Raw genomic sequence first — 20,855 nt, 5'->3', positions numbered from 1 at the left:
GACCGGGCGAATGCGCGTCGGGTTACTGGTGGGGTCGGCGGGCTTTGCGTTTGATGCCCACACCGCCCCACAGCGAGAAGCCGTGGATGTTCACTCGCGGCGCGCCCGGCGTGCCTTGGCCCACGATATTGCGGTCGAAGCCGCCCATCACGCCGCGGCCGCGGATCTCGACGTTGACCTCCGGCGGCAGCAGGATGTGCTGGGCACCCATGATCGACACCACGTGGATGTCAACCTCGGTCGACGTGAAATCGGCGTAGCGCAGATCCACCACCCCGCTGCCCCACAGCGTGAACGTGGTCAGCTTCCTCGGCACGTTCCATCGCCCGCGCCGCTCGAATCCGCTCAACAGGGCAAGCAGCAGGGTCGACGGCGCCGGATTCTGTTTTCCGCCCCGGCGTGGACTTAACGGTGCACCCGGCAAGTCGGCCCGCAACCGATCCAGCTCTTCGTATGTTGTCGCCGCATAGGCCCTGGTCAAACGATCTTCGTAGTCTTTGAGCTGCAGGCGGCCCTGCTCAGCCGCATAGGCCAGCAATTGCGCGATTTGGATGCGATCGGTATCGGCCGCCCGAGACAAATCGCCGCGGGCTTCCTTCGCATTGTGCTGCGCCGAATCGCTCATCACCCACGAGCGTACGACGTCCCACTCTTGCTGCAAGAGGGTTGGCTAAATCGCAACCATCCTCCTACGCGCGGGTTAATTGTGGCCGGTGTCGTCGGCGGCGGGCGGCGCCCAACTGGGTGGACGTTTTTGCAGGAACGCCAGCATGCCTTCGCGCGCTTCGTCGGAGACGAACAGCCGGGCAGATTCCTCGGTAAGCCGTTCGGCGTCGCGGTCGAATCGTTCGAGCACGGCCGACGTCGTCAGTGCCTTTGATGCCGCCAGACCCTGGGGTGACCCGCGGCCCATGTCGGCGACCAGTTTCGCCACCGCGGCGTCCACATCGTCGGCTGCCATCGTCACCAATCCGATCTCGGCGGCCACGCCGGCGTCGAACGTCTCGCCGGTGAGATAGTAGCGGGCGGCCGCCCGCGGCGACAGTTTGGGTAGCAGCGTCAGCGAGATGATCGACGGGGCGACACCGATACGCGCCTCGGTCAGCGCGAAGGTGCTGCGCGGCCCCGCCACCGCGATGTCACAGGCGCCGACCAAGCCGAATCCGCCCGCGCGAACATGGCCGTTGACGGCGGCGATGACCGGCAGCGGCGCGGAGACGATGGCGCGCAGCAATGCGGTCATCTCCTTGGCCCGCGCCGCGGCCATGTCGAAAGGGTTGCCGCCACCGGCCTCGCTGAGATCGGCGCCGGCGCAGAACGTGCCGCTGGCGTGGCCGAGCACCACCACCCGCACACCCGGGTCCGCCGCCGCATCGCGCAGGCCCTGGTGCAATTGGCTGACCAGAGTGGTCGACAGCGCGTTGCGGTTGTGCGGCGAGTTCAGCGTGAGCCGGGCGAATGGACCCGCGACGGCGTCCGGTCCGGCGTATTCGACAAGCGTGTCCATCAGCAGGGCTTCAGTAGCTTCGGGGCAGGCCCAGGGATGTCTGCGCGACGAAGTTCAACACCATCTCGCGGCTGACCGGAGCGATCCGGCCCAGCCGGGCCGAAGTCAGCATGGCCGCAACGCCGTACTCCTTGGTCAGCCCGTTGCCGCCCATCGACTGCACGGCCTGATCCACCGAGCGGGTAGCCGCCTCGGCCGCAGCGTATTTGGCCATATTGGCGGCCTCGGCCGCGCCCGCGTCGTCACCGCTGTCGTAGAGCGTGGCGGCCTTCTGCAACATCAGCTTGGCCAGTTCGACCTCAATGTGGCACTGCGCCAACGGATGTGACAGCCCTTGGTGCGCGCCGATCGGCGTCCCCCACACCTGTCGGGTCTTGACATAGTCGGCGGCCTTCTCGAGGGCGAACCGGCCCATGCCCACCGAGCTGGCCGCACCCATGATCCGCTCCGGGTTCAGACCCGCGAAAAGCTGTGCGATCGCGGCATCTTCGGCGCCGACGAGCGCATCGGCGGGCAGCCGGACGTCGTCCAGGAAAACCTGGAACTGGCGTTCGGGGCTGATCAGCTCCATCTCGATGGGGGTGTAGGTGAACCCGGGGGAATCGGTGGGCACCACGAACAGCGCCGGGCGCAGCTTTCCGGTCTTGGCCTCCTCGGAGCGGGCGACGACCAGTACCGCCTGCGCCTGGTCGATACCGGAGATGTAGACCTTCTGCCCCTTCAGGATCCAGTCGCTGCCGTCGCGGCGCGCGGTGGTGGTGATCTTGTGCGAATTGGATCCGGCGTCGGGTTCGGTGATCGCGAATGCCATGGTGATCGTTCCGTCGGCGATACCAGGAATCCAGCGCTTCTTCTGCTCTTCGGTGCCGAACTTGCTGATGATCGTGCCGTTGATCGCCGGCGAGACCACCATCAGCAGCAGCGCGCTGCCGGCGGCGGCCATTTCCTCCATGACCAGCGACAGCTCATACATTCCGGCACCACCGCCACCGTATTCCTCCGGCAGGTTCACGCCGAGGAAGCCGAGCTTGCCTGCCTCGGAACACAATTCATCGGTGTGCTCGTGTGCGCGTGCCTTCGCCAGGTAGTACTCGCTGCCATAGTTGGACGCCCACGCGGCCACCGACTTGCGCAGCGCCCGGCGCTCCTCGCTTTCGATGAAGCTGGTATCGGTCATTTAAGCATCTCCTTTTGCTTGGCCATTTTCTGAGAGGGTGTCGCCGGGCGCCTCGACTATTGCCAGGACGGCGCCGACTTCGACTTGCTGACCGGTCGTGACGTGCAGTGAGCTGAGCACGCCATCGGACGGCGCGGTGATGGTGTGCTCCATCTTCATCGCCTCCAGCCAGATCAGCGGCTGACCGGTCGTGACGCTGTCACCCACCTGCGCGCCGAGCCGGATGACGTTGCCGGGCATGGGCGCCACCAGCGACCCCTTGGCTACGGAGGAACCCGGCTCGGGGAACCGGGGCACCGCGTCCAAATGAACCGGCCCACGCGCCGAGTCGACGTAGACGTCCCGGCCATAACGGGCAACCGCGAATCTGCACGCCACCCCGTTGGCGTCGGCGAGGACGACCTCGTCGGGTGCCGACGAGACCAGTTGCACCGGCTCATCGCCGGCCAGCACCAATCCTGTTCTGGTGAACCGGTATTCGACGCAGTGCTCGTTGTCCTCGTCGTCGGAGTACGTCTCGACCTGATACCCCGAGGTCAGGTTTCGCCAGCCGCTGGGCATCGAGCCGAACGCGGCAGCGGTCGCGCGATTGTGCGCGGCCTCGGCGAGCGCAGCGGCGATCGCCGACAAACGCACCACGCCTTCGTCGCCCAGCGGCGCCGACAGCTGCGCCAGGCCGTGGGTGTCGAAAAACGCGGTGTCGGTGGCACCGTCGAGGAATGCCGGATGCCGCAGCACGGTGACCAATAGCTCGCGGTTGGTGCGCAGCCCGTGCAGTCGCGTGCGGGCCAACGCGTCGGCGAGCACCAGCGCGGCAAGACGGCGCGTCGGCGCGTACGAGATGACCTTGGCCAGCATCGGGTCGTAATGAATCGACACGGTCGATCCGCCGACAATGCCGGAGTCCAACCGGATTCCGGTGCGCTGCGCAAGCGAGTCGAACCGTGCCCGGGTGCCCGGCACGTCGAAGGCGTGCACCAGGCCGGCTTGCGGCTGCCAGCCGCGTGCCGGATCTTCGGCATAGAGCCGGGCCTCAATCGAATGGCCTTGGGCAGCGGGAGGTTCGGTATCCAGACGGTCGCCGTCGGCGACCGCGAGCTGCAGTTCGACGAGGTCGAGCCCGGTAGTTTCTTCGGTGACCGGGTGCTCGACCTGCAGCCGGGTGTTCATTTCCAGGAAGAAGAACTCACCGTCGTCGTCGGCGAGGAACTCCACCGTGCCGGCGCCGGCGTAGCCGATCGCACTGGCGGCCAGCCGGGCGGCATCGAACAGCTTGGCCCGCATGCCCGGAATGCGTTCCACCAACGGCGAGGGCGCCTCTTCGATGATCTTCTGGTGGCGCCGCTGAATCGAGCATTCCCGCTCCCCGACGGCCCAGACGGTGCCGTGAGAGTCGGCGAGCACCTGAACCTCAACATGGTGGCCGGTCGGCAGGTAGCGCTCGCAGAACACGGTCGGATCGCCGAAGGCGGACTGCGCTTCGCGCTGGGCCGCGGCGACTTCGCCTGCCAGAGAAGACAACTCGCGGACCACGCGCATCCCGCGGCCACCACCGCCCGCCGACGCCTTGACCAGCACCGGCAGCTGCGCCTGCGTGACCGAGTCGGGGTCGAGTTCGTCGAGCACCGGCACCCCGGCCGAGGCCATCAGTTTCTTGGATTCGATCTTGGAGCCCATCGCCCGCACCGCGTCCACCGGCGGCCCGACCCAGGTCAGGCCCGCGTCTGTGACGGCGGCCGCGAAGTCGGCGTTCTCCGAAAGGAATCCGTAGCCGGGGTGCACGGCGTCGGCGCCCGCGGCACGGGCGGCAGCGATGATGGCCTCGGCGTTGAGATAGTCGTTGGTCTTCTCCAGCCGCACGTGCAAGTCGGCCTCGGCGACGTGCGCGGCCGCGGCGTCCGGGTCGGTGTAGACCGCGACGGTGCTCAGGCCGAGTCGCCGGCAGGTGGCGAAGACCCGGCGGGCGATCTCGCCGCGGTTGGCAACCAGCACTCGAGTGATTCCCATGGGGCTCACATCCGGAAGACGCCGAAGTTCGACGTCCCCTTGATCGGGCCATTCGCGATGGCGGACAGACACATTCCCAATACCGTGCGGGTATCGCGGGGGTCGATCACCCCGTCGTCGTAGAGCATGCCGGATAAGACCATGGGCAGCGACTCGGCTTCGATCTGTCCCTCGACAGCGGCCCGCATCGCGGCGTCGGCGTCTTCGTCGACCTGCTGCCCGCGTGCTTCGGCAGCAGCGCGGCTCACGATCGACAGCACGCCGGCCAGCTGGACACCGCCCATGACGGCGGATTTGGCGCTGGGCCAGGCGAACAGGAAGCGCGGGTCATACGCCCGCCCGCACATGCCGTAGTGGCCCGCGCCGTAGGACGCGCCGATCAGCAGCGAGATGTGCGGGACCGTCGAATTGGAGACGGCGTTGATCATCATCGACCCGTGCTTGATCATGCCGCCCTCTTCATAGTCCTTGCCGACCATGTATCCGGTGGTGTTGTGCAAGAACAACAGTGGCGTGTCGTAGCGGTTGGCCAGCTGGATGAATTGGGTGGCCTTCTGCGATTCCTCGCTGAACAGCACACCGCGATGGTTGGCCAGGATGCCGATCGGATAGCCGCACAGCGTCGCCCAGCCGGTCACCAGCGACGAGCCGTACATCGGCTTGAACTCGTCGAATTCGGAGCCGTCGACGATGCGCGCGATGACATCCCGCGGATCGAACGGGATGCGCAGATCCGACGACACGATGCCGATCAGCTCCTCGGCGTCGAACAGCGGCTCGGTCACCGGCCGCGGCTCCGGCCCGAGCTTGCGCCAGTTCAGCCGGGCGACGACCCGGCGCCCGATGCGGATCGCGTCCAGCTCGTCGACGGCGAAGTAGTCGGCCAGACCCGAGGTGCGAGCGTGCATTTCGGCGCCGCCGAGCGATTCGTCGTCGGATTCCTCGCCGGTGGCCATCTTCACCAGTGGGGGACCGGCCAGGAACACCTTCGATCGTTCCTTGATCATCACCACGTGGTCGGACATGCCGGGGATGTAGGCGCCGCCGGCAGTGGAGTTGCCGAAGACGAGCGCGATGGTCGGAATGCCCGCGGCCGACAGCCGGGTCAGGTCGCGGAACATCTGCCCGCCGGGGACGAAGATCTCTTTCTGGGTGGGCAGGTCGGCGCCGCCGGACTCCACCAGCGACACGACGGGCAGCCGGTTCTGTAAAGCGATCTGGTTGGCCCGCAGGATCTTTTTCAGCGTCCAGGGGTTGCTGGTGCCGCCCTTGACGGTCGGGTCGTTGGCGACGATCAGGCACTCGACGCCCTCGACCGCGCCGATGCCGACCACCACGCTCGCCCCCAGGGTGAAGGAGCTGCCGTAGGCGGCCAACGGGCTCAACTCCAGGAACGGCGAATCGGGGTCCACCAGCAGTTCGATGCGCTCCCGCGCGGTGAGCTTGCCGCGCGAGTGGTGGCGCTCCACGTATTTCGCTCCGCCGCCCGCGAGTGCCTTGTCGTGCTCGATGTCGATCTCGGCGAGCTTGGCGACCATGGTTTCGGCCGCGGCGGAGTAGGTGTCGGCTTTCGGGTCGAGAGTGGACTGCAGCACGGTCATGATTGGAATCCCAAGAGTTTGGCGGACAGTGCGGTGAGGATTTCGGTGGTTCCGCCGCCAATGCCGAGGATCCGCATGTCCCGGTATTGGCGTTCGACTTCGGATTCGGCCATGTAGCCCATGCCGCCGAAGAGCTGAACGGCCTGGTTGGCCACCCATTCGCCGGCCTCGACGGCCGTGTTCTTGGCGAAGCAGACCTCAGGGATCAGATTCGACTCGCCGGCGAGCTGGCGCTCCACCACATGGCGTGAATAAACGCGGGCAACGTCGATGCGGCGGGCCATCTCGGCCAAGGTGTTCTGCACCGACTGTCGCGAAATCAGCGGGCGCCCGAACGTCTCGCGGTCGCGACACCATTGCACGGTGATGTCCAGGCAACGCTGTGCACTCGAATACGCTTGTGCGGCAAGGCCGATGCGTTCGGACACGAAAGCCTGCGCGATCTGGGCGAATCCGCTGTTCTCGGCGCCCACCAGGTTGGCCACCGGCACACGGACGTCGGTGTAGGACAGCTCGGCGGTGTCCGACGACCGCCAGCCCATCTTGTCCAGCTTGCGGCTGACCTCGAAGCCGGGTGTGCCCTTCTCGACCACCAGCAGCGAAACCCCAGCTGCGCCGGGGCCGCCGGTGCGCACCGCGGTCACGACGTAATCGGCGCGCACCCCGGAGGTGATGTAGGTCTTGGCGCCGTTGACCACATAGTGGTCGCCGTCGCGCACCGCGTTGGTGCGCAAATGCCCGACATCCGAACCGCCGCCGGGTTCGGTGATGGCCAGCGATCCGATCTTGTCGCCGGTCAACGTCGGGCGTACGAACTCCTCGATCAGCCGCTGATCGCCCGAGGCGATCATGTGCGGCACCGCGATGCCACAGGTGAACAGCGATGCGAAGACGCCGCCGGGGGCACCGGCCTGGTGGAACTCCTCGCAGATGAGCACCGCGTCGGCGCCGTCGCCGCCACCACCGCCGACCGCTTCGGGCAGCCCGGCGCCCAACAGCCCGGCTGCCCCGGCGCGACGGTGTAGGTCGCGCGGCAGGTCGCCGGTGCGCTCCCACTCGTCGACGTGGGGCAGGATCTCGCGTTCGGTGAACGAGCGCACCGTCTTTCGCAGCTGTTCGCGCTCAGGCGTGTTCCAAAGATTCACAAAAGCCCTTCCGGGATGTCGACGTGGCGGCTGCGCAACCATTCGCCCAGCCCCTTGGCCTGGGGGTCGAACCGCGCTTGGTAGGCGACGCCCTGACCGAGGATGCCCTCGATCACGAAGTTCACCGCGCGCAGGTTGGGCAGCACGTAACGGGTGACGTCGAAGTCCGCCGCTTCGGGCAGCAACTCCTTGAGCAGGTCGACGGTCAATGTGTTGGCCAGCCAACGCCATTGGTCCTCGGTACGCACCCACACCCCGACGTTGGCCGAGCCGCCCTTGTCGCCGCTGCGGGCGCCGGCGATGCGGCCCAACGGTACCCGCCGCACCGGCCCAGCCGGCAGTGGTTCGGGCAGCGGCGGGACAGCGGCGGGGGATAACTCCAAAGTGTCAGTGGCGCAGGGGATATCGATGCGGGTGCCGTCGGCGTGCACCGCAACGTGCGGCACCGCGGTGGCTTCGACGAAGCCCGCGGTGAAGACCCCGTAGACCTGGCCATCGGCTGGCGGGGCGGTCACGTGGAAGCCCGGATAACTCGCGAGCGCCAATTCCACTGCTGCCGAGGAGAATTGGCGCCCGACATTGGCGGGGTCCGGGTCGCGGACCACGCAGCTCAGCAGCGCGCTGGCGGCTTGCTCGCTGTCGGCATCGGGGTGATCGGTGCGGGCCAGCGTCCACTGAAGCTCGGCGGGCTTGACGGTGAGCCCGGCCTCGAGTTGCCGGCGTACCAGCTCGGCCTTGGCCTCGATGTCCAGACCGGTCAACACGAAGGTCATCGCGTTGCGGAATCCGCCAATGCTGTTGAGCGACACCTTGAGTGTGGGTGGCGGCGGCTCACCGGCCACACCGCTGATGCGCACCCGGTCCGGGCCGTCCGCGGACAGCTCGACGGTGTCCATCCGGGCCGTGACGTCCGGGTTGGCGTAGCGGGCGCCGGTGATCTCGTAGAGCAGCTGCGCGGTGACGGTGTCGACGCTGACCAGACCGCCGGTGCCGGCGTGCTTGGTGATCACCGACGACCCGTCGGCGTTGACCTCGGCCAGCGGGAAACCGGCGTAGGACAGGTCGGGCACCTCGGTGAAGAACGCGTAGTTGCCGCCGGTGGCCTGCACGCCGCATTCGATGACGTGGCCGGCGACCACCGCGCCGGCGAGCTCGTTGTAGTCGGTGCGGCCCCAACCGAAATGCGCGGCCGCCGCCCCGACGATCACCGACGCGTCGGTGACCCGGCCGGTGACGACGACGTCGGCTCCGTCGCCCAGGCAGTCCACGATGCCCCACGCGCCCAGGTAGGCGTTGGCCGTCAGCGGTGTGCCCAGCCCGAGTTCCGCCGCGCGCGGCGCTAGGTCGTCGCCCTCGACGTGGGCGATGCGGGCGGCGATGCCCAGGCGCTCGGCCAGGGCGCGGATAGCCTCGGCCAGCCCGGCGGGGTTCAGGCCGCCGGCGTTGGCCACGATGCGCACCCCGCGGTCGCGGGCCTCGCCCAGGCAGTCCTCGAGCTGGGTCAGGAAGGTCTTGGCGTAGCCGCGCTCGGGGTGTTTCATCCGGTCGCGGCCCAGGATGAGCATGGTGAGCTCGGCCAGATAGTCGCCGGTGACGTAGTCCACGTCGCCGCCGGTCAGCATCTCGCGCATCGCCGACAGCCGGTCGCCGTAAAACCCCGAGCAGTTCGCGATCCGGACAGCACCGGTCCTGCCAGAAGCAGAGGCCATTGGCGTCCTCCATTCACGAATTACCGGTGCTCGACCAACCAACCACCCGGTAGGTTAGCGGGTACCGCCGGTGTCACGTCAAGGATGCCCGCCTCGGCGCTGGTGTCATAGCCGCGCAGGCCGGACGGCCCGTTTTGGCGACCAGCAGGTCACCGACTATTCTTGAGGGCAATCGTCGCCGCCGGCCGCACAGGTCATGCCGCGCGACGCACACGACCCGAAACCCCACACCGAGGAGAAGGCCCGAACCATGGCCGTACCCAAGCGCAGGATGTCGCGCTCGAATACCCGTAGCCGCCGCTCGCAGTGGAAGGCCGAAAAGACCGAGCTCGTCGGCGTGACGGTGGCCGGCCAGAAGCACAAGGTGCCGCGTCGACTGCTCAAGGCGGCTCGCCTGGGCCTGATCGATCTCGACCGACGCTAATCTCGGCAAATAACCGGCGCGCCTCTCAGGTCGCTCTCAGGCCCTAGGACGAAACTGGTGGCCGTGCGCATTCTTGTCGTCGATGACGATCGCGCGGTCCGCGAATCGCTGCGCAGGTCGCTTTCCTTCAACGGCTACTCCGTCGAGTTGGCTCATGACGGGGTGGAGGCGCTGGAGATCATCTCCAGCGACCGGCCCGACGCGCTCGTCTTGGATGTGATGATGCCGCGGCTGGACGGTCTCGAGGTCTGCCGTCACCTGCGCAGCACCGGCGACGACCTGCCCATCCTGGTGCTTACCGCCCGCGATTCGGTGTCCGAGCGGGTCGCCGGCCTGGACGCCGGTGCGGACGACTACCTGCCCAAGCCCTTCGCCCTCGAGGAGCTGCTGGCCCGGGTGCGGGCGCTGCTACGCCGCACCAAACCCGATGACGACGCCGAGTCGGTGGCGATGACGTTCTCCGACCTGGCCCTGGACCCGGTGACCCGTGAAGTGACCCGTGGACATCGCCGGATCAGCCTGACCCGCACGGAGTTCGCGCTGCTGGAGATGCTGATCGCCAATCCGCGCCGCGTGCTCACCCGCAGCCGCATCCTCGAAGAGGTGTGGGGATTCGACTTTCCCACCTCGGGCAATGCGCTGGAGGTCTACGTCGGGTACCTGCGCCGCAAAACCGAAGCCGACGGTGAGCCGCGACTGATCCACACCGTGCGGGGTGTGGGCTATGTCCTTCGGGAGACGCCGCCCTGATGATTCGGTCCCAACGACGTCGGCACGCACCGCTGCGAGCTTCCAGTTCGTTGTCGCTGCGGTGGCGGGTGATGTTGCTGGCGATGTCGATGGTGGCCATGGTTGTCGTGCTGATGGCATTCGCCGTCTACGCGGTCGTCGCGGCGGCGCTCTATAGCGACATCGACAACCAGCTGGACAGCCGGGCACAGCTGCTGATCGCCAGTGGTTCGCTGGCCGCCGACCCGGCAAAGGCCATCGAGGGCACCGCGTATTCGGACGTCAACGCGATGCTGGTGAATCCCGGCCACTCGATCTACACCGCGCAACAGCCCGGGCAGACCCTGCCGGTCGATTCGCCGGAGAAGGCGGTCATCCGCGGCGACTTGTTCATGTCTCGTCGCACCGCTTACGACCAGCGAATCCTGGCCATCCACCTGCCCAACGGCAGTTCGCTGCTGATCTCGAAGAGCCTCAAGCCCACCGAAGCGGTGATGACCAAACTGCGCTGGGTGCTGCTGATCGTCGGCGGCATCGGGGTGGCCGTTGCCGCCGTGGCCGGCGGGATGGTCACCCGGGCTGGGCTGCGGCCGGTCGCTCGCCTGACCGAAGCGGCCGAGCGGGTGGCCCGCACCGACGACCTGCGGCCCATCCCGGTCTTCGGCAGTGACGAATTGGCAAGGCTCACTGAGGCATTCAACTTGATGCTGCGGGCGCTGGCCGAGTCCCGGGAACGGCAGGCCCGGCTGGTCACCGATGCCGGGCACGAATTACGCACTCCGCTGACGTCGCTGCGGACCAACGTCGAACTGCTGATGGCGTCCATGGAACCGGGCGCCCCGCGGCTGCCCGAACAGGAGATGGTCGACCTGCGTTCCGATGTGCTGGCGCAGATCGAGGAATTGTCCACTCTGGTAGGCGATTTGGTGGACCTCACCCGAGACGACGCCGGGCAGGTGGTGCACGAGCCGGTCGACATGTCCGAGGTCATCGACCGGAGTCTGGAACGAGTCAGGCGGCGGCGCAACGACATCCACTTCGACGTCGACGTGATGCCGTGGCAGGTCTACGGCGACGCGGCCGGGCTCTCGCGCGCGGCGCTGAACCTGATGGACAACGCCGCCAAGTGGAGCCCACCGGGCGCCCGCGTCGGTGTCCGGATGCGCCAGCTCGACCCGTCGCACGCCGAGCTGGTGGTCTCCGACCACGGCCCGGGGATCCCACCGCACGAGCGGCGCCTGGTGTTCGAACGCTTCTACCGGTCGACGACGGCGCGGGCCCTGCCGGGTTCGGGACTGGGGCTGGCCATCGTCAAGCAGGTGGTGCTCAACCACGGCGGATTGCTGCGCGTCGAAGACACCGTTTCGGGAAGCCATCCCCCGGGAACATCGATTTACGTGCTGCTACCCGGCCGGCCATTGCCGGTTTCGACGTATTCGACGGCCGGGACCGACACAGAGGGTGACGCGAACAGCGCCAAGACCGACCCCGCCGTACCCACGGATGGCGATGCAGCGAACTCTCGGGATACGACGAACGTTATCTCAGTGGACTCTCAGTCCGCGCGCGCAAGATAGTTGCAGTTAGTGTTGGAAATCGAGCCAAGTCGAGCTCGATAGCACCCCGAATTAGAGGAAGAGCGACTTAGCGACATGACGAATGACCCGAGGTATTCGCCACCGCCGCAGCAACCGGGATACCGTAGCGCGCCTAGCCAGCCGGTAGCGCCCGCGTATGCCCAAGGGCAGCAGCAACCGTACAACCAGCCGTACGACTGGCGGTACCAACAGGGGCAGCAGTCGCAACCGTCGCAGACGACGCAATACCGCCGGCCCTACGAGCCGTTCGGCGACACCGGGTCGGGTGCGATTCCCGGCGGTACCGGGCCGGGGCGGATCCCCGGTGGTACGGGCGCGGGTCCGATTCCCGGAGGGACCGGGACGGGTCCGATGCCCGGCATGCTGCCGCCGATGCTCCCCCCGCGCGGGCCGGAGAAGCGTTCCCGCGCCGGTCTGTTGACGGTAGGCGCGCTGGCGATCGCGGTGGTGTCGGCCGGAATCGGTGGCGCCGCGGCAACGGTCGTGGAACTCGGTACGCACTCCACAATCGCCAGCGGTGGCAGCGGACCCTCGGGGGCCACGCCTGGCGTTCCGGCGGCCAACATGGCGCCCGGCACCGTCGAGCAGGTTGCCGCAAAGGTGGTGCCCAGCGTCGTCATGCTGGAGACCGATATCGGTCGCGCGTCAGAAGAGGGCTCCGGCGTCATCTTGTCGTCCGACGGGCTGATTCTGACCAACAACCACGTCATCGCGGCCGCCGCCGCCCCTCCGAAAGGACCGGGTGGACCGGGTGGACCGGGTGGACCAAGTGGACCGACGCCCGGCGCGCCGACGCCCGGTGCGCCGACGCCCGGCGGGCCGGGTGGTCCGACACCGAAAACGACCGTGACGTTCTCCGACGGCCGCACCGCACCGTTCACGGTGGTGGGTGCCGATCCCACGAGTGACATCGCGGTCATCCGCGTGTCGGGTGTGTCCGGACTGACCCCCATCGCGATGGGCTCCTCGTCGGATGTGCGGGTCGGCCAGCCGGTTATGGCGATCGGCTCCCCGCTGGGCTTGTCCGGCACCGTGACCACCGGGATCATCAGCGCCTTGAACCGACCGGTCTCGACGACCGGTGAGTCCGGTAACCAGAACACGGTTCTGGACGCGATTCAGACCGATGCGGCCATCAACCCGGGCAACTCCGGTGGTGCGCTGGTCAACCTGAACGGCCAGCTGGTCGGCGTCAATTCCGCGATTGCCACCCTGGGTTCCGATTCACCCGACGCCCAGAGCGGTTCGATCGGGCTGGGCTTCGCGATTCCGGTCGACCAGGCCAAGCGGATCGCGGACGAGTTGATCAGCACCGGCAAGGCCTCACATGCGTCGCTGGGCGTACAGGTGACCAGCGACAAGAGCACACCGGGCGCCAAGGTCGTCGACGTCGTGCAGGGCGGTGCGGCCGCGAACGCGGGAGTGCCCAAGAACGTGGTCGTCACCAAGGTCGACGACCGTCCGATCAACAGTGCCGACGCCCTGGTTGCCGCGGTGCGGTCCAAGGCGCCGGGCGACAAGGTATCGCTGACCTTCTCCGATCCCGGCGGTGGCAGCCGGACCGTGCAGGTCACCCTGGGCAAGGCGGATCAGTGATGAGAGTCGATGAGCCGATCTCCGAGCTCGCATATACGGTTGCACCCATGGAAACGGGTGCGGAATTGGTAGTCGGCCGGGCTCTGGTTGTGGTCGTCGACGATCGCACCGCCCACGGGGACGAAGAAGATCACAGTGGGCCGCTGGTCACTGAGCTGCTGACCGAGGCGGGATTCGTCGTCGACGGAGTTGTCGCGGTCTCGGCCGACGAGGTCGAGATCCGCAACGCGCTGAACACCGCGGTGATCGGCGGGGTGGATCTGGTCGTCTCCGTCGGTGGGACCGGAGTGACCCCGCGGGATGTCACCCCGGAGGCGACCGTCGAGATTCTGGACCGGGAAATACTCGGCATTGCCGAGGCCGTGCGCGCGTCCGGATTGTCCGCGGGCATCATCGACGCCGGCTTGTCCCGTGGTCTGGCCGGCGTGTCCGGAAGCACGTTGGTGGTCAACCTCGCGGGTTCGCGTTACGCGGTGCGCGACGGTATGGCGACGCTGAATCCGCTCGCTGCTCAGATCATCGGGCAGTTATCCAGCCTCGAGATCTAAAGTCGCTCGGCGCGGTTTCCGCTCCGCTTCAGCCGCGGAATTTCACTGCGATTCGGCGTCCGCGCGCGGCCCGTGCTCGGGCGGCGGTGTTGTGCTGACCCCGCCGTGCTTGCCCGCCGGGACCTCTCCATTGGTCTGCCCGAGCAAGTCGCGGATCTCCGTCAGCAAGACGATCTGGGCGTCGTCGGCCTGCTCGACCTCGCCGCGCTTGCGCAATGTGTTGTAGGGCAGCACGACCAGGAAGTACACCACCGAGGCGACCAGGACGAAGTTGATCGCGGCCGACAGCAGGACGTTCAGGTCGATGGTCTGTCCGCCGCCGATGCTGATCTTCAGGGCGCCGACGTCGGACTTCTGGTTGACGCCGATCCGATTGATCAACGGCGTGATGATGCTGTCGGTGAACTTGGTGACCAACGCGGTGAACGCCGTACCGATGACCACCGCGACGGCAAGGTCGACGATATTGCCCCGCGCGAGAAACTCTTTGAACCCCTTGAGCATTCCGACGTCCTTTCTGGGCTGGACATAGTTTGCTGCGGGTTGTGTGGCGAGCGGCAGCCAGGTCCTCAGTGCAGGGTGAGGGTCACGGCCTGCCCCAGGACCGAGCCTGCCACGGTGTTCGCCACGCGAGCCGGCAGCGCAACCAACACTACGCGGTCGCCGTCTGCGGCCTGGACTTTCTGCTTGGGCGATACGAGCACGACGACGGCGTCGGTTGCCACCACCTTGCTGACCGGCTGGGTGCCCGGCTGCGAATCCGTGGGCGGTGCGGCCAGCACGTCGACGACGTCGCCGGCGCGAACGAGATCGATCAGTGCGCCGTCGGCCAGGTGCAGCGGCACGATGCGGGCGCCGGGCCCGGCGGTCGACTCGGCCAGGCGGCTGCCCAGCAATCGGACATCGGTAAGCACCTCGCCCCGACGCGTCGGACCGGCCAGCATCGAACCGACCACGACGCCCGGATCGGTTTGTGATCCGTCGGGAAGTGTTGTCGCTAAACGCTTTTCGACTCGAACGTCGTCGGCCGTCAGGGCCGCGCCGGGAGTGAGGTCGCGGGTGGCCACCACTACGTCGACGCGATCACCGTCGGGATTCGAGCGCAGTGCCGCGACGCCGGCGAGCACGACGAGCCCGCCCGCCGCCACTCGGCGCGCCAGCACGGTCCGGGTCCAGTCCGGGCGCAGTGACGTCGATACCCGGCGCAACAGCGCTGGATTCAGCGACGGTTCCCCCACGCCGCCACGGTAAGCGCACTGCGCTTCCGAAAGTTCCCGTCAGGGATACGCGCTGTGGATAACCCGCTAGCTGGAAGAGGCCGCGGCCGACGATGCCGAACTCGTCGACTTCTCGCTGGAGGTGGACTTGTCGCTCGAGCTGGATTTCTCGCTGGAGGCGGACTTGTCGCTCGACCCGGAGCTTTCGCTCGATCCCGAGCCGTTGGTCGACGAGCCGTTGCTCGAAGCCGCCGCTTTCTTGCCCGACTCGCGGCTGTCGGTGCGGTAGAAGCCGCTGCCCTTGAACACCACGCCGACGGAGTTGAACAGCTTGCGCAGCCGGCCCGAGCATTTCTCGCAGGTGGTCAACGTGTCGTCAGTGAAGGCCTGCACAACGTCAAAGCGGTCGCCGCACTCGGTGCACGCGTAGCTGTAGGTCGGCACTGGGAAAACCTCCGTCAAATAAACTTCGTTAGCACTCTACAGTGCTTGAGTGCTAAAACAGCCGTGAAACCGGTCTCATTCCCGGGCCCGATCGTGGGCCCGCAGCGTCAAAACCCCGCGCTCCGGGGTGATCACGTGAGTCATCGGCACGTCGTGCGGATCGGCCGGTAATTCGTCGACGAACTCTATGTCGCGCACCATCGCGATCAGGCGTGCTTGCGGGTTCCTGTCGTCCAGCGAGCGGTCGTAGAAGCCGCCGCCCCGGCCCAGCCGCGCGCCCCGATGATCGACGGCCAGCGCCGGGACCACCACCATTTCGGCCTCGGCCAAAACCGACTCCGGCAGCCACGGCTCGGGCGGCTCGAGCAGGCCCCAGCGGCTTACCACGAGTTCGCCGGGCCGGTACTCGGCCCATCGCAGCCGCATCGGAGTGCCGTCGGCGGTAGTGCGCGCAACCGGCAACAGCACCCGCCGCGAGCGTCCCTGCAACATGTCCAGCAATTCGACGGATCCCGGCTCGGTGCCCACCGGCACATACGCGCAGACGGTGCTGCCGCTGCTCACCGCGAGCACCAGCTGCTCGTTGAGCATTCGCGCCTCAGCGGCACGAACGTCCTCGGCAACACAACGCCGAGCCGCCAGCACCTGCTCGCGCAATGCGGCCTTGCTCGACGGGGTCATGCATCAACGATGACAGCACGGGTATTCGGCCTGCCATGCAGCGGCGGCAAACCCTATGAGCGCTATGGTGTGAACGATGTCACGGCCAGATGAAGTGCGGATCCCGTACACGGCGATCGTCCCCGCGGCCGGTCTGGGCACCCGTTTTCTGCCGGCGACCAAGACGGTGCCCAAAGAGCTGCTGCCCGTGGTCGATACGCCCGGTATCGAGCTGGTCGCCGAAGAAGCGGCCGCCGCCGGCGCCGAGCGGCTGATCATCATCACCTCCGAGGGCAAGGACGGTGTCGTCGCGCACTTCGTCGAGGACCTGGTGCTCGAGGGCACGCTGGAAGCCCGAGGCAAGAAAGCCATGCTGGCCAAGGTGCGTCGCGCGCCGGCGCTGATCAAGGTCGAGTCGGTGGTGCAGGCCGAGCCGCTCGGCTTGGGTCACGCGATCAGTTGCGTGGAGCCAACGCTGGCGCCCGACGAGGACGCCGTCATGGTGCTGCTGCCCGACGACTTGGTGCTGCCGACCGGCGTGCTGGAGACGATGTGCAAGGTGCGCGCCCAGTACGGCGGCTCCGTGTTGTGCGCAATCGAGGTCACGCCCGAAGAGATCAGTGCCTACGGTGTTTTCGATGTCGAGCCCATCGCCGGCGACGGCAACTCCGACGTGCTGAAAGTCAATGGCATGGTCGAAAAGCCCAAGGCCGCCGACGCCCCGTCGATGTATGCGGCGGCGGGCCGCTACGTGCTCGACCGTGCCGTTTTCGACGCGTTGCGGCGCATCGACCGCGGGGCCGGCGGCGAAGTACAGCTCACCGACGCGATCGCGCTGCTGATCAAAGAAGGCCACCCGGTTCATGTCGTCGTGCACCGCGGATCTCGACACGACTTGGGAAATCCCGGCGGCTACCTCAAGGCTGCGGTTGACTTTGCATTGGATCGTGACGACTACGGCCCGGAATTACGGCGGTGGTTGGTGGCGCGATTGGGCCTGAACGAGCAGTAGCCGGCCGACCTGCCGGGCCCGGCTAACAACCGGGCGATCGGGCTTCGGCCCGATACGGCGCCCGTCAGGGTTGACGGCAGAGAGGCGCGGCTAGTGCGTTCGGTGGAGGAGCAGCAGGCCCGGATTACGGCGGCCGCGGTAGCCCCGCGCCCGATACGTGTCGCCATCGCGGAGGCGCAGGGATTGATGTGCGCCGAAGAAGTGGTGACCGAACGGCCGCTGCCGGGTTTCGACCAGGCCGCGATCGACGGCTACGCGGTGCGCAGCGTCGACGTTCTCGGTGTCGGCGAAGTGGGCGGCGACCTTTCCCTCGATGAAACCGGCGAGCCGATGGCCGACATCGACAACCCGGGCGGTCTGGTCCTGCCGGTGATGGGGACCATCGAGGCGGGTGCGCGCACACCCAGCCGGCTGCAGCCGCGGCAGGCCGTCCGGGTGCACACCGGGGCGCCGCTGCCCACGCTGGCCGACGCGGTTTTGCCGTTGCGCTGGACCGACGGCGGCACGTCGAAGGTGCGGATTCTGCGCGGGGCGCCCTCGGGCGCCTACGTGCGGCGCGCCGGCGACGACGTCCAACCCGGGGATGTCGCGGTGCGTTCCGGGACGATCATCGGCGCGGCTCAGGTAGGCCTGCTCGCGGCCGTCGGCCGGGAACGTGTGCTGGTGCACCCGCGTCCCAGGGTGTCGATCATGGCGGTGGGCGGCGAACTGGTCGACATCTCGCGGACCCCGAGCAACGGGCAGGTCTACGACGTCAACTCGTATGCATTGGCGGCCGCGGCACGGGATGCCGGCGCGGAGGTCAACCGGATCGGCATCGTCTCCAACAACCCGGCAGAGCTCGGCGAAATCGTCCAGGGCCAGATCAATCGCGCCGAGGTCGTGGTGATCGCCGGCGGGGTCGGGGGAGCGGCGGCCGAAGCGGTGCGCCAGGTGTTGTCCGAGCTCGGCGAGATGGAGGTCGTCCGGGTCGCGATGCATCCCGGATCGGTGCAGGGCTTCGGGCAGCTGGGGCGCGAGGGCGTGCCGGTTTTCCTACTGCCGGCCAACCCCGTCAGCGCGTTGGTGGTCTTCGAGGTGATGGTCCGGCCGCTGATCCGGCTGTCGCTGGGCAAGCGCCAGCCGATGCGCCGGATCGTGCAGGCCCGCACGCTGTCGCCGATCACATCGGTGGCCGGGCGCAAGGGCTACCTGCGCGGCCAGCTGATGCGCGACCAGGACAGCGGCGAGTATCTGGTGCAGGCGCTGGGCGGAGCCCCGGGCGCGTCATCGCATCTGCTCGCGACGCTGGCCGAGGCGAACTGTCTCGTTGTGGTTCCCAGCGGGGCCGAGCAGATTCGCACCGGCGAGATCGTCGACGTCGCGTTCCTGGCCCAGCGCGGCTGACCCAAACGACTGCGCTCCCGTGAACCTGTTGCGTTCCAACGCTCGCCATCCGGGTTGGCCCTCGGACGTCGGGCCGCTGCGGGTCGCGGCCGGCGTGATCCGGTTGCGGGCGGTGCGGATGCGCGACGGTGCTCAGTGGAGTCGTTTCCGGTTGGCCGATCGGACGCATCTCGAGCCGTGGGAGCCGACCGCGGACGGCGACTGGAACGTCCGGCACACCGTCGCGGCGTGGCCGGCGTTGTGTTCCGGCCTGCGTGCCGAAGCCCGCAATGGCCGGATGCTGCCGTATGTGATCGAGCTCGACGGCCGGTTCTGCGGGCAGCTGACCATCGGCAACGTCACGCACGGGGCGTTGCGGTCGGCGTGGATCGGCTATTGGGTGCCGAGCTCGGCGACCGGCGGCGGGGTGGCCACCGGAGCGTTGGCGCTGGGTCTCGATCATTGCTTCGGGCCGGTCATGCTGCACCGGGTGGAGGCCACCGTGCGTCCGGAGAACGTCGCGAGCCGAGCCGTCTTGGCCAAGGTCGGCTTCCGCGAAGAAGGCCTGCTGCGCCGCTACCTTGAGGTCGACCGGGCGTGGCGCGACCATCTCCTGATGGCCATCACGGCCGAAGAGGTCTACGGGTCGGTGGCATCGAAGCTGGTCCGCGCCGGATACGCGCGCTGGGCGTAACCGGAAGTCTGTTTTCGTCGAGATTGCCGTCATGGCTGTGGTCGCCGCCGCGATCACGACCAAGGCGGCAATTTCGGTGCGCCACAACCCGCCGCTGTAGAGAAATCGAAATAAATCTGTGGCTAACGTGACATATGTGGCGTGTGATGCTTGATTGAGGCAAATTACAGGTGTGTAATTGCGCTGGTCAGGTCCCGGCCACGCAGGTCATCGATCGGCCTCGTGGGGGATCCCGCCAGAAGGAGCAGGTCATCATGCCAAGCATCCCGCAGTCGTTGTTGTGGATCTCGCTCGTGGTGCTCTGGCTGTTCGTGCTGGTGCCGATGCTGATAAGCAAACGCGACGCCGTGCGACGCACCAGTGACGTAGCGCTGGCCACCCGGGTGCTCAACGGCGGCGTCGGTTCCCGGCTGCTCAAGCGCACCGGTCCCGCCGCAGGTCATCGCAGCGATCCGGACTGGAAGCCAGAGGAAGCCTCGGCCGACGACGAGTTCGACGACGCTGACCACGAGCGCGACGACCTCGGCGAGGCCGACGATCACGATGCGGAGACCGAGGAGCTGCGCCCGGCGCGCCCGGTTGTCATGCGGATGACGGTCGCCGAGCCGGCCGAGCCCGACTACCTGGACGTCGACGTCGTCGAGGACTCAGGTGCCCTGCCGGTCGGAGCCAGCGCCGAGGCCATCGAACCCGAACTTGCCCCGGTCGACGAGGATGAGCACGACGAGGCCGAGGCCGTGGCCGACGACGATCACCTCGACGACGAGTACGAATACGTCGAGGACTCGTCCGGTTTGGAGCCCGAGGCAGACGACGAGGACCCCGGTTTACGGGAGAGCGCGATGCCGGCGAGCGCACGGCGCCGGCGCCGCTTCGACACCAAGACCGCCGCTGCGGTCACCGCCCGCAAGTACGCCTTCCGCCGGAAGGTGCTGATGGTGATGGCGGTCGTCCTGGTCGGTTCGGCGACGGCCGCGTTCGAGATCAGCCAGACCGCGTGGTGGGTATGCGGAATCGCCACCGCGATCACTCTGCTCTACCTGGGCTATCTGCGCCGGCAGACCAGGATCGAGGAGAAGGTCCGTCGCCGCCGCACGCAGCGGATGGCACGCGCGCGCTTTGGCGTGGAGAACACCCGCGACCGCGACTACGACGTGGTCCCGTCGCGGCTGCGCCGTCCCGGCGCGGTGGTCCTGGAGATCGACGACGAGGACCCGATCTTCGAGCACCTCGACTACGCGATGCCGTACCAGAACTACGGCTGGCCCCGGGACCTGCCCCGCGCCGTCGGCCAGTAGTGCCGGACGGTGCTGGCGCTTTCGCAGAACTGGTAGCCTGCTAGCGGTCAGGGGCTATAGCGCAGTTGGTAGCGCGTCTCGTTCGCATCGAGAAGGTCAGGGGTTCGATTCCCCTTAGCTCCAC

The 20,855-nt window shown here is 67.6% G+C and carries 20 protein-coding genes and 1 tRNA gene; 10 read left to right on the top strand and 11 right to left on the bottom strand.

Going from position 1 to position 20,855, the window contains the following annotated elements:
• Nucleotides 1–22 precede the first annotated feature (22 nt).
• From ACZY0B_RS20850 to ACZY0B_RS20820, 7 genes are all read right to left on the bottom strand, one after another.
• Nucleotides 23–625, bottom strand: a complete 603-nt coding sequence (locus tag ACZY0B_RS20850) for a DUF1707 SHOCT-like domain-containing protein (protein WP_463766111.1) — start codon at nt 623–625, stop codon at nt 23–25.
• Between the two features lie 75 nt (nt 626–700).
• Nucleotides 701–1,507 carry an enoyl-CoA hydratase family protein gene (locus ACZY0B_RS20845; protein WP_463766110.1) on the bottom strand — a complete coding sequence of 269 codons (807 nt, stop codon included), beginning with the start codon at nt 1,505–1,507 and terminating at the stop codon, nt 701–703.
• 10 nt (nt 1,508–1,517) lie between these two features.
• A complete protein-coding gene (locus ACZY0B_RS20840) occupies nt 1,518–2,684 on the bottom strand; it encodes an acyl-CoA dehydrogenase family protein (RefSeq protein ID WP_463766109.1) in 1,167 nt (388 codons plus the stop codon).
• Nucleotides 2,685–4,691: an acetyl/propionyl/methylcrotonyl-CoA carboxylase subunit alpha gene (locus tag ACZY0B_RS20835; protein ID WP_463766108.1), complete on the bottom strand. Its 2,007-nt coding sequence runs from the start codon at nt 4,689–4,691 to the stop codon at nt 2,685–2,687.
• 5 nt (nt 4,692–4,696) lie between these two features.
• Nucleotides 4,697–6,286 (bottom strand): acyl-CoA carboxylase subunit beta, encoded by a 1,590-nt coding sequence (locus ACZY0B_RS20830; protein WP_463766143.1) that lies wholly within the window; start codon nt 6,284–6,286, stop codon nt 4,697–4,699.
• 2 nt (nt 6,287–6,288) lie between these two features.
• Nucleotides 6,289–7,437: an acyl-CoA dehydrogenase family protein gene (locus tag ACZY0B_RS20825; protein WP_463766107.1), complete on the bottom strand. Its 1,149-nt coding sequence runs from the start codon at nt 7,435–7,437 to the stop codon at nt 6,289–6,291.
• The gene (locus ACZY0B_RS20820) at nt 7,434–9,146 is read right to left on the bottom strand and encodes an acyclic terpene utilization AtuA family protein (RefSeq protein ID WP_463766106.1); all 1,713 of its coding nucleotides are present in this window, start codon (nt 9,144–9,146) and stop codon (nt 7,434–7,436) included. The genes ACZY0B_RS20825 and ACZY0B_RS20820 overlap by 4 nt, the downstream gene beginning before the upstream one ends.
• A gap of 250 nt (nt 9,147–9,396) precedes the next feature.
• On the opposite strand from ACZY0B_RS20820, the gene rpmF reads away from it, so the two are divergent.
• The 5 genes from rpmF (at nt 9,397) to ACZY0B_RS20795 (ending at nt 14,041) form a co-directional block, all read left to right on the top strand.
• A complete protein-coding gene (rpmF, locus tag ACZY0B_RS20815) occupies nt 9,397–9,570 on the top strand; it encodes a 50S ribosomal protein L32 (RefSeq protein WP_066821168.1) in 174 nt (57 codons plus the stop codon).
• 63 nt (nt 9,571–9,633) lie between these two features.
• Nucleotides 9,634–10,320 carry a response regulator transcription factor gene (locus tag ACZY0B_RS20810; RefSeq protein WP_463766105.1) on the top strand — a complete coding sequence of 229 codons (687 nt, stop codon included), beginning with the start codon at nt 9,634–9,636 and terminating at the stop codon, nt 10,318–10,320.
• Nucleotides 10,320–11,876: a HAMP domain-containing sensor histidine kinase gene (locus ACZY0B_RS20805; protein ID WP_463766104.1), complete on the top strand. Its 1,557-nt coding sequence runs from the start codon at nt 10,320–10,322 to the stop codon at nt 11,874–11,876. Before ACZY0B_RS20810 ends, ACZY0B_RS20805 begins: the two co-directional genes overlap by 1 nt.
• A 75-nt stretch (nt 11,877–11,951) precedes the next feature.
• A complete protein-coding gene (locus ACZY0B_RS20800) occupies nt 11,952–13,493 on the top strand; it encodes a S1C family serine protease (protein WP_463766103.1) in 1,542 nt (513 codons plus the stop codon).
• A complete protein-coding gene (locus ACZY0B_RS20795) occupies nt 13,493–14,041 on the top strand; it encodes a MogA/MoaB family molybdenum cofactor biosynthesis protein (RefSeq protein ID WP_463766142.1) in 549 nt (182 codons plus the stop codon). Before ACZY0B_RS20800 ends, ACZY0B_RS20795 begins: the two co-directional genes overlap by 1 nt.
• Before the next feature lie 42 nt (nt 14,042–14,083).
• Here the strand turns inward: ACZY0B_RS20795 and mscL are convergent, their stop codons facing one another.
• From mscL to ACZY0B_RS20775, 4 genes are all read right to left on the bottom strand, one after another.
• On the bottom strand, nt 14,084–14,545 hold the full coding sequence (gene mscL, locus ACZY0B_RS20790; protein ID WP_463766101.1) for a large-conductance mechanosensitive channel protein MscL: 462 nt from the start codon (nt 14,543–14,545) through the stop codon (nt 14,084–14,086).
• Between the two features lie 65 nt (nt 14,546–14,610).
• Nucleotides 14,611–15,279 carry an SAF domain-containing protein gene (locus ACZY0B_RS20785; RefSeq protein ID WP_463766100.1) on the bottom strand — a complete coding sequence of 223 codons (669 nt, stop codon included), beginning with the start codon at nt 15,277–15,279 and terminating at the stop codon, nt 14,611–14,613.
• A gap of 66 nt (nt 15,280–15,345) precedes the next feature.
• Nucleotides 15,346–15,702, bottom strand: coding sequence for an FmdB family zinc ribbon protein (locus tag ACZY0B_RS20780; RefSeq protein WP_463766099.1), 357 nt, complete (start codon nt 15,700–15,702; stop codon nt 15,346–15,348).
• A 75-nt stretch (nt 15,703–15,777) separates the two neighbouring features.
• Complete coding sequence (locus ACZY0B_RS20775; RefSeq protein ID WP_463766098.1) at nt 15,778–16,383, bottom strand: 5-formyltetrahydrofolate cyclo-ligase; 606 nt, start codon at nt 16,381–16,383, stop codon at nt 15,778–15,780.
• 76 nt (nt 16,384–16,459) lie between these two features.
• Between ACZY0B_RS20775 and ACZY0B_RS20770 the strand changes: the two genes are divergently transcribed.
• From ACZY0B_RS20770 to ACZY0B_RS20750, 5 genes are all read left to right on the top strand, one after another.
• Nucleotides 16,460–17,374 carry a UTP--glucose-1-phosphate uridylyltransferase gene (locus ACZY0B_RS20770; protein WP_463766097.1) on the top strand — a complete coding sequence of 305 codons (915 nt, stop codon included), beginning with the start codon at nt 16,460–16,462 and terminating at the stop codon, nt 17,372–17,374.
• 93 nt (nt 17,375–17,467) lie between these two features.
• Nucleotides 17,468–18,760 (top strand): molybdotransferase-like divisome protein Glp, encoded by a 1,293-nt coding sequence (glp, locus tag ACZY0B_RS20765; protein WP_463766096.1) that lies wholly within the window; start codon nt 17,468–17,470, stop codon nt 18,758–18,760.
• A gap of 19 nt (nt 18,761–18,779) precedes the next feature.
• The gene (locus ACZY0B_RS20760; RefSeq protein WP_463766095.1) at nt 18,780–19,433 is read left to right on the top strand and encodes a GNAT family N-acetyltransferase; all 654 of its coding nucleotides are present in this window, start codon (nt 18,780–18,782) and stop codon (nt 19,431–19,433) included.
• A gap of 254 nt (nt 19,434–19,687) precedes the next feature.
• Nucleotides 19,688–20,731, top strand: coding sequence for a divisome protein SepX/GlpR (sepX, locus tag ACZY0B_RS20755; RefSeq protein WP_463766094.1), 1,044 nt, complete (start codon nt 19,688–19,690; stop codon nt 20,729–20,731).
• 50 nt (nt 20,732–20,781) lie between these two features.
• A tRNA-Ala gene (locus ACZY0B_RS20750) sits at nt 20,782–20,854 on the top strand.
• The last annotated feature ends 1 nt before the right edge of the window (nt 20,855 follow it).

The sequence above is a fragment of the Mycobacterium sp. IDUB_19 genome (assembly GCF_055419445.1).
This window is presented reverse-complemented; position numbering and strand designations above follow the sequence as displayed.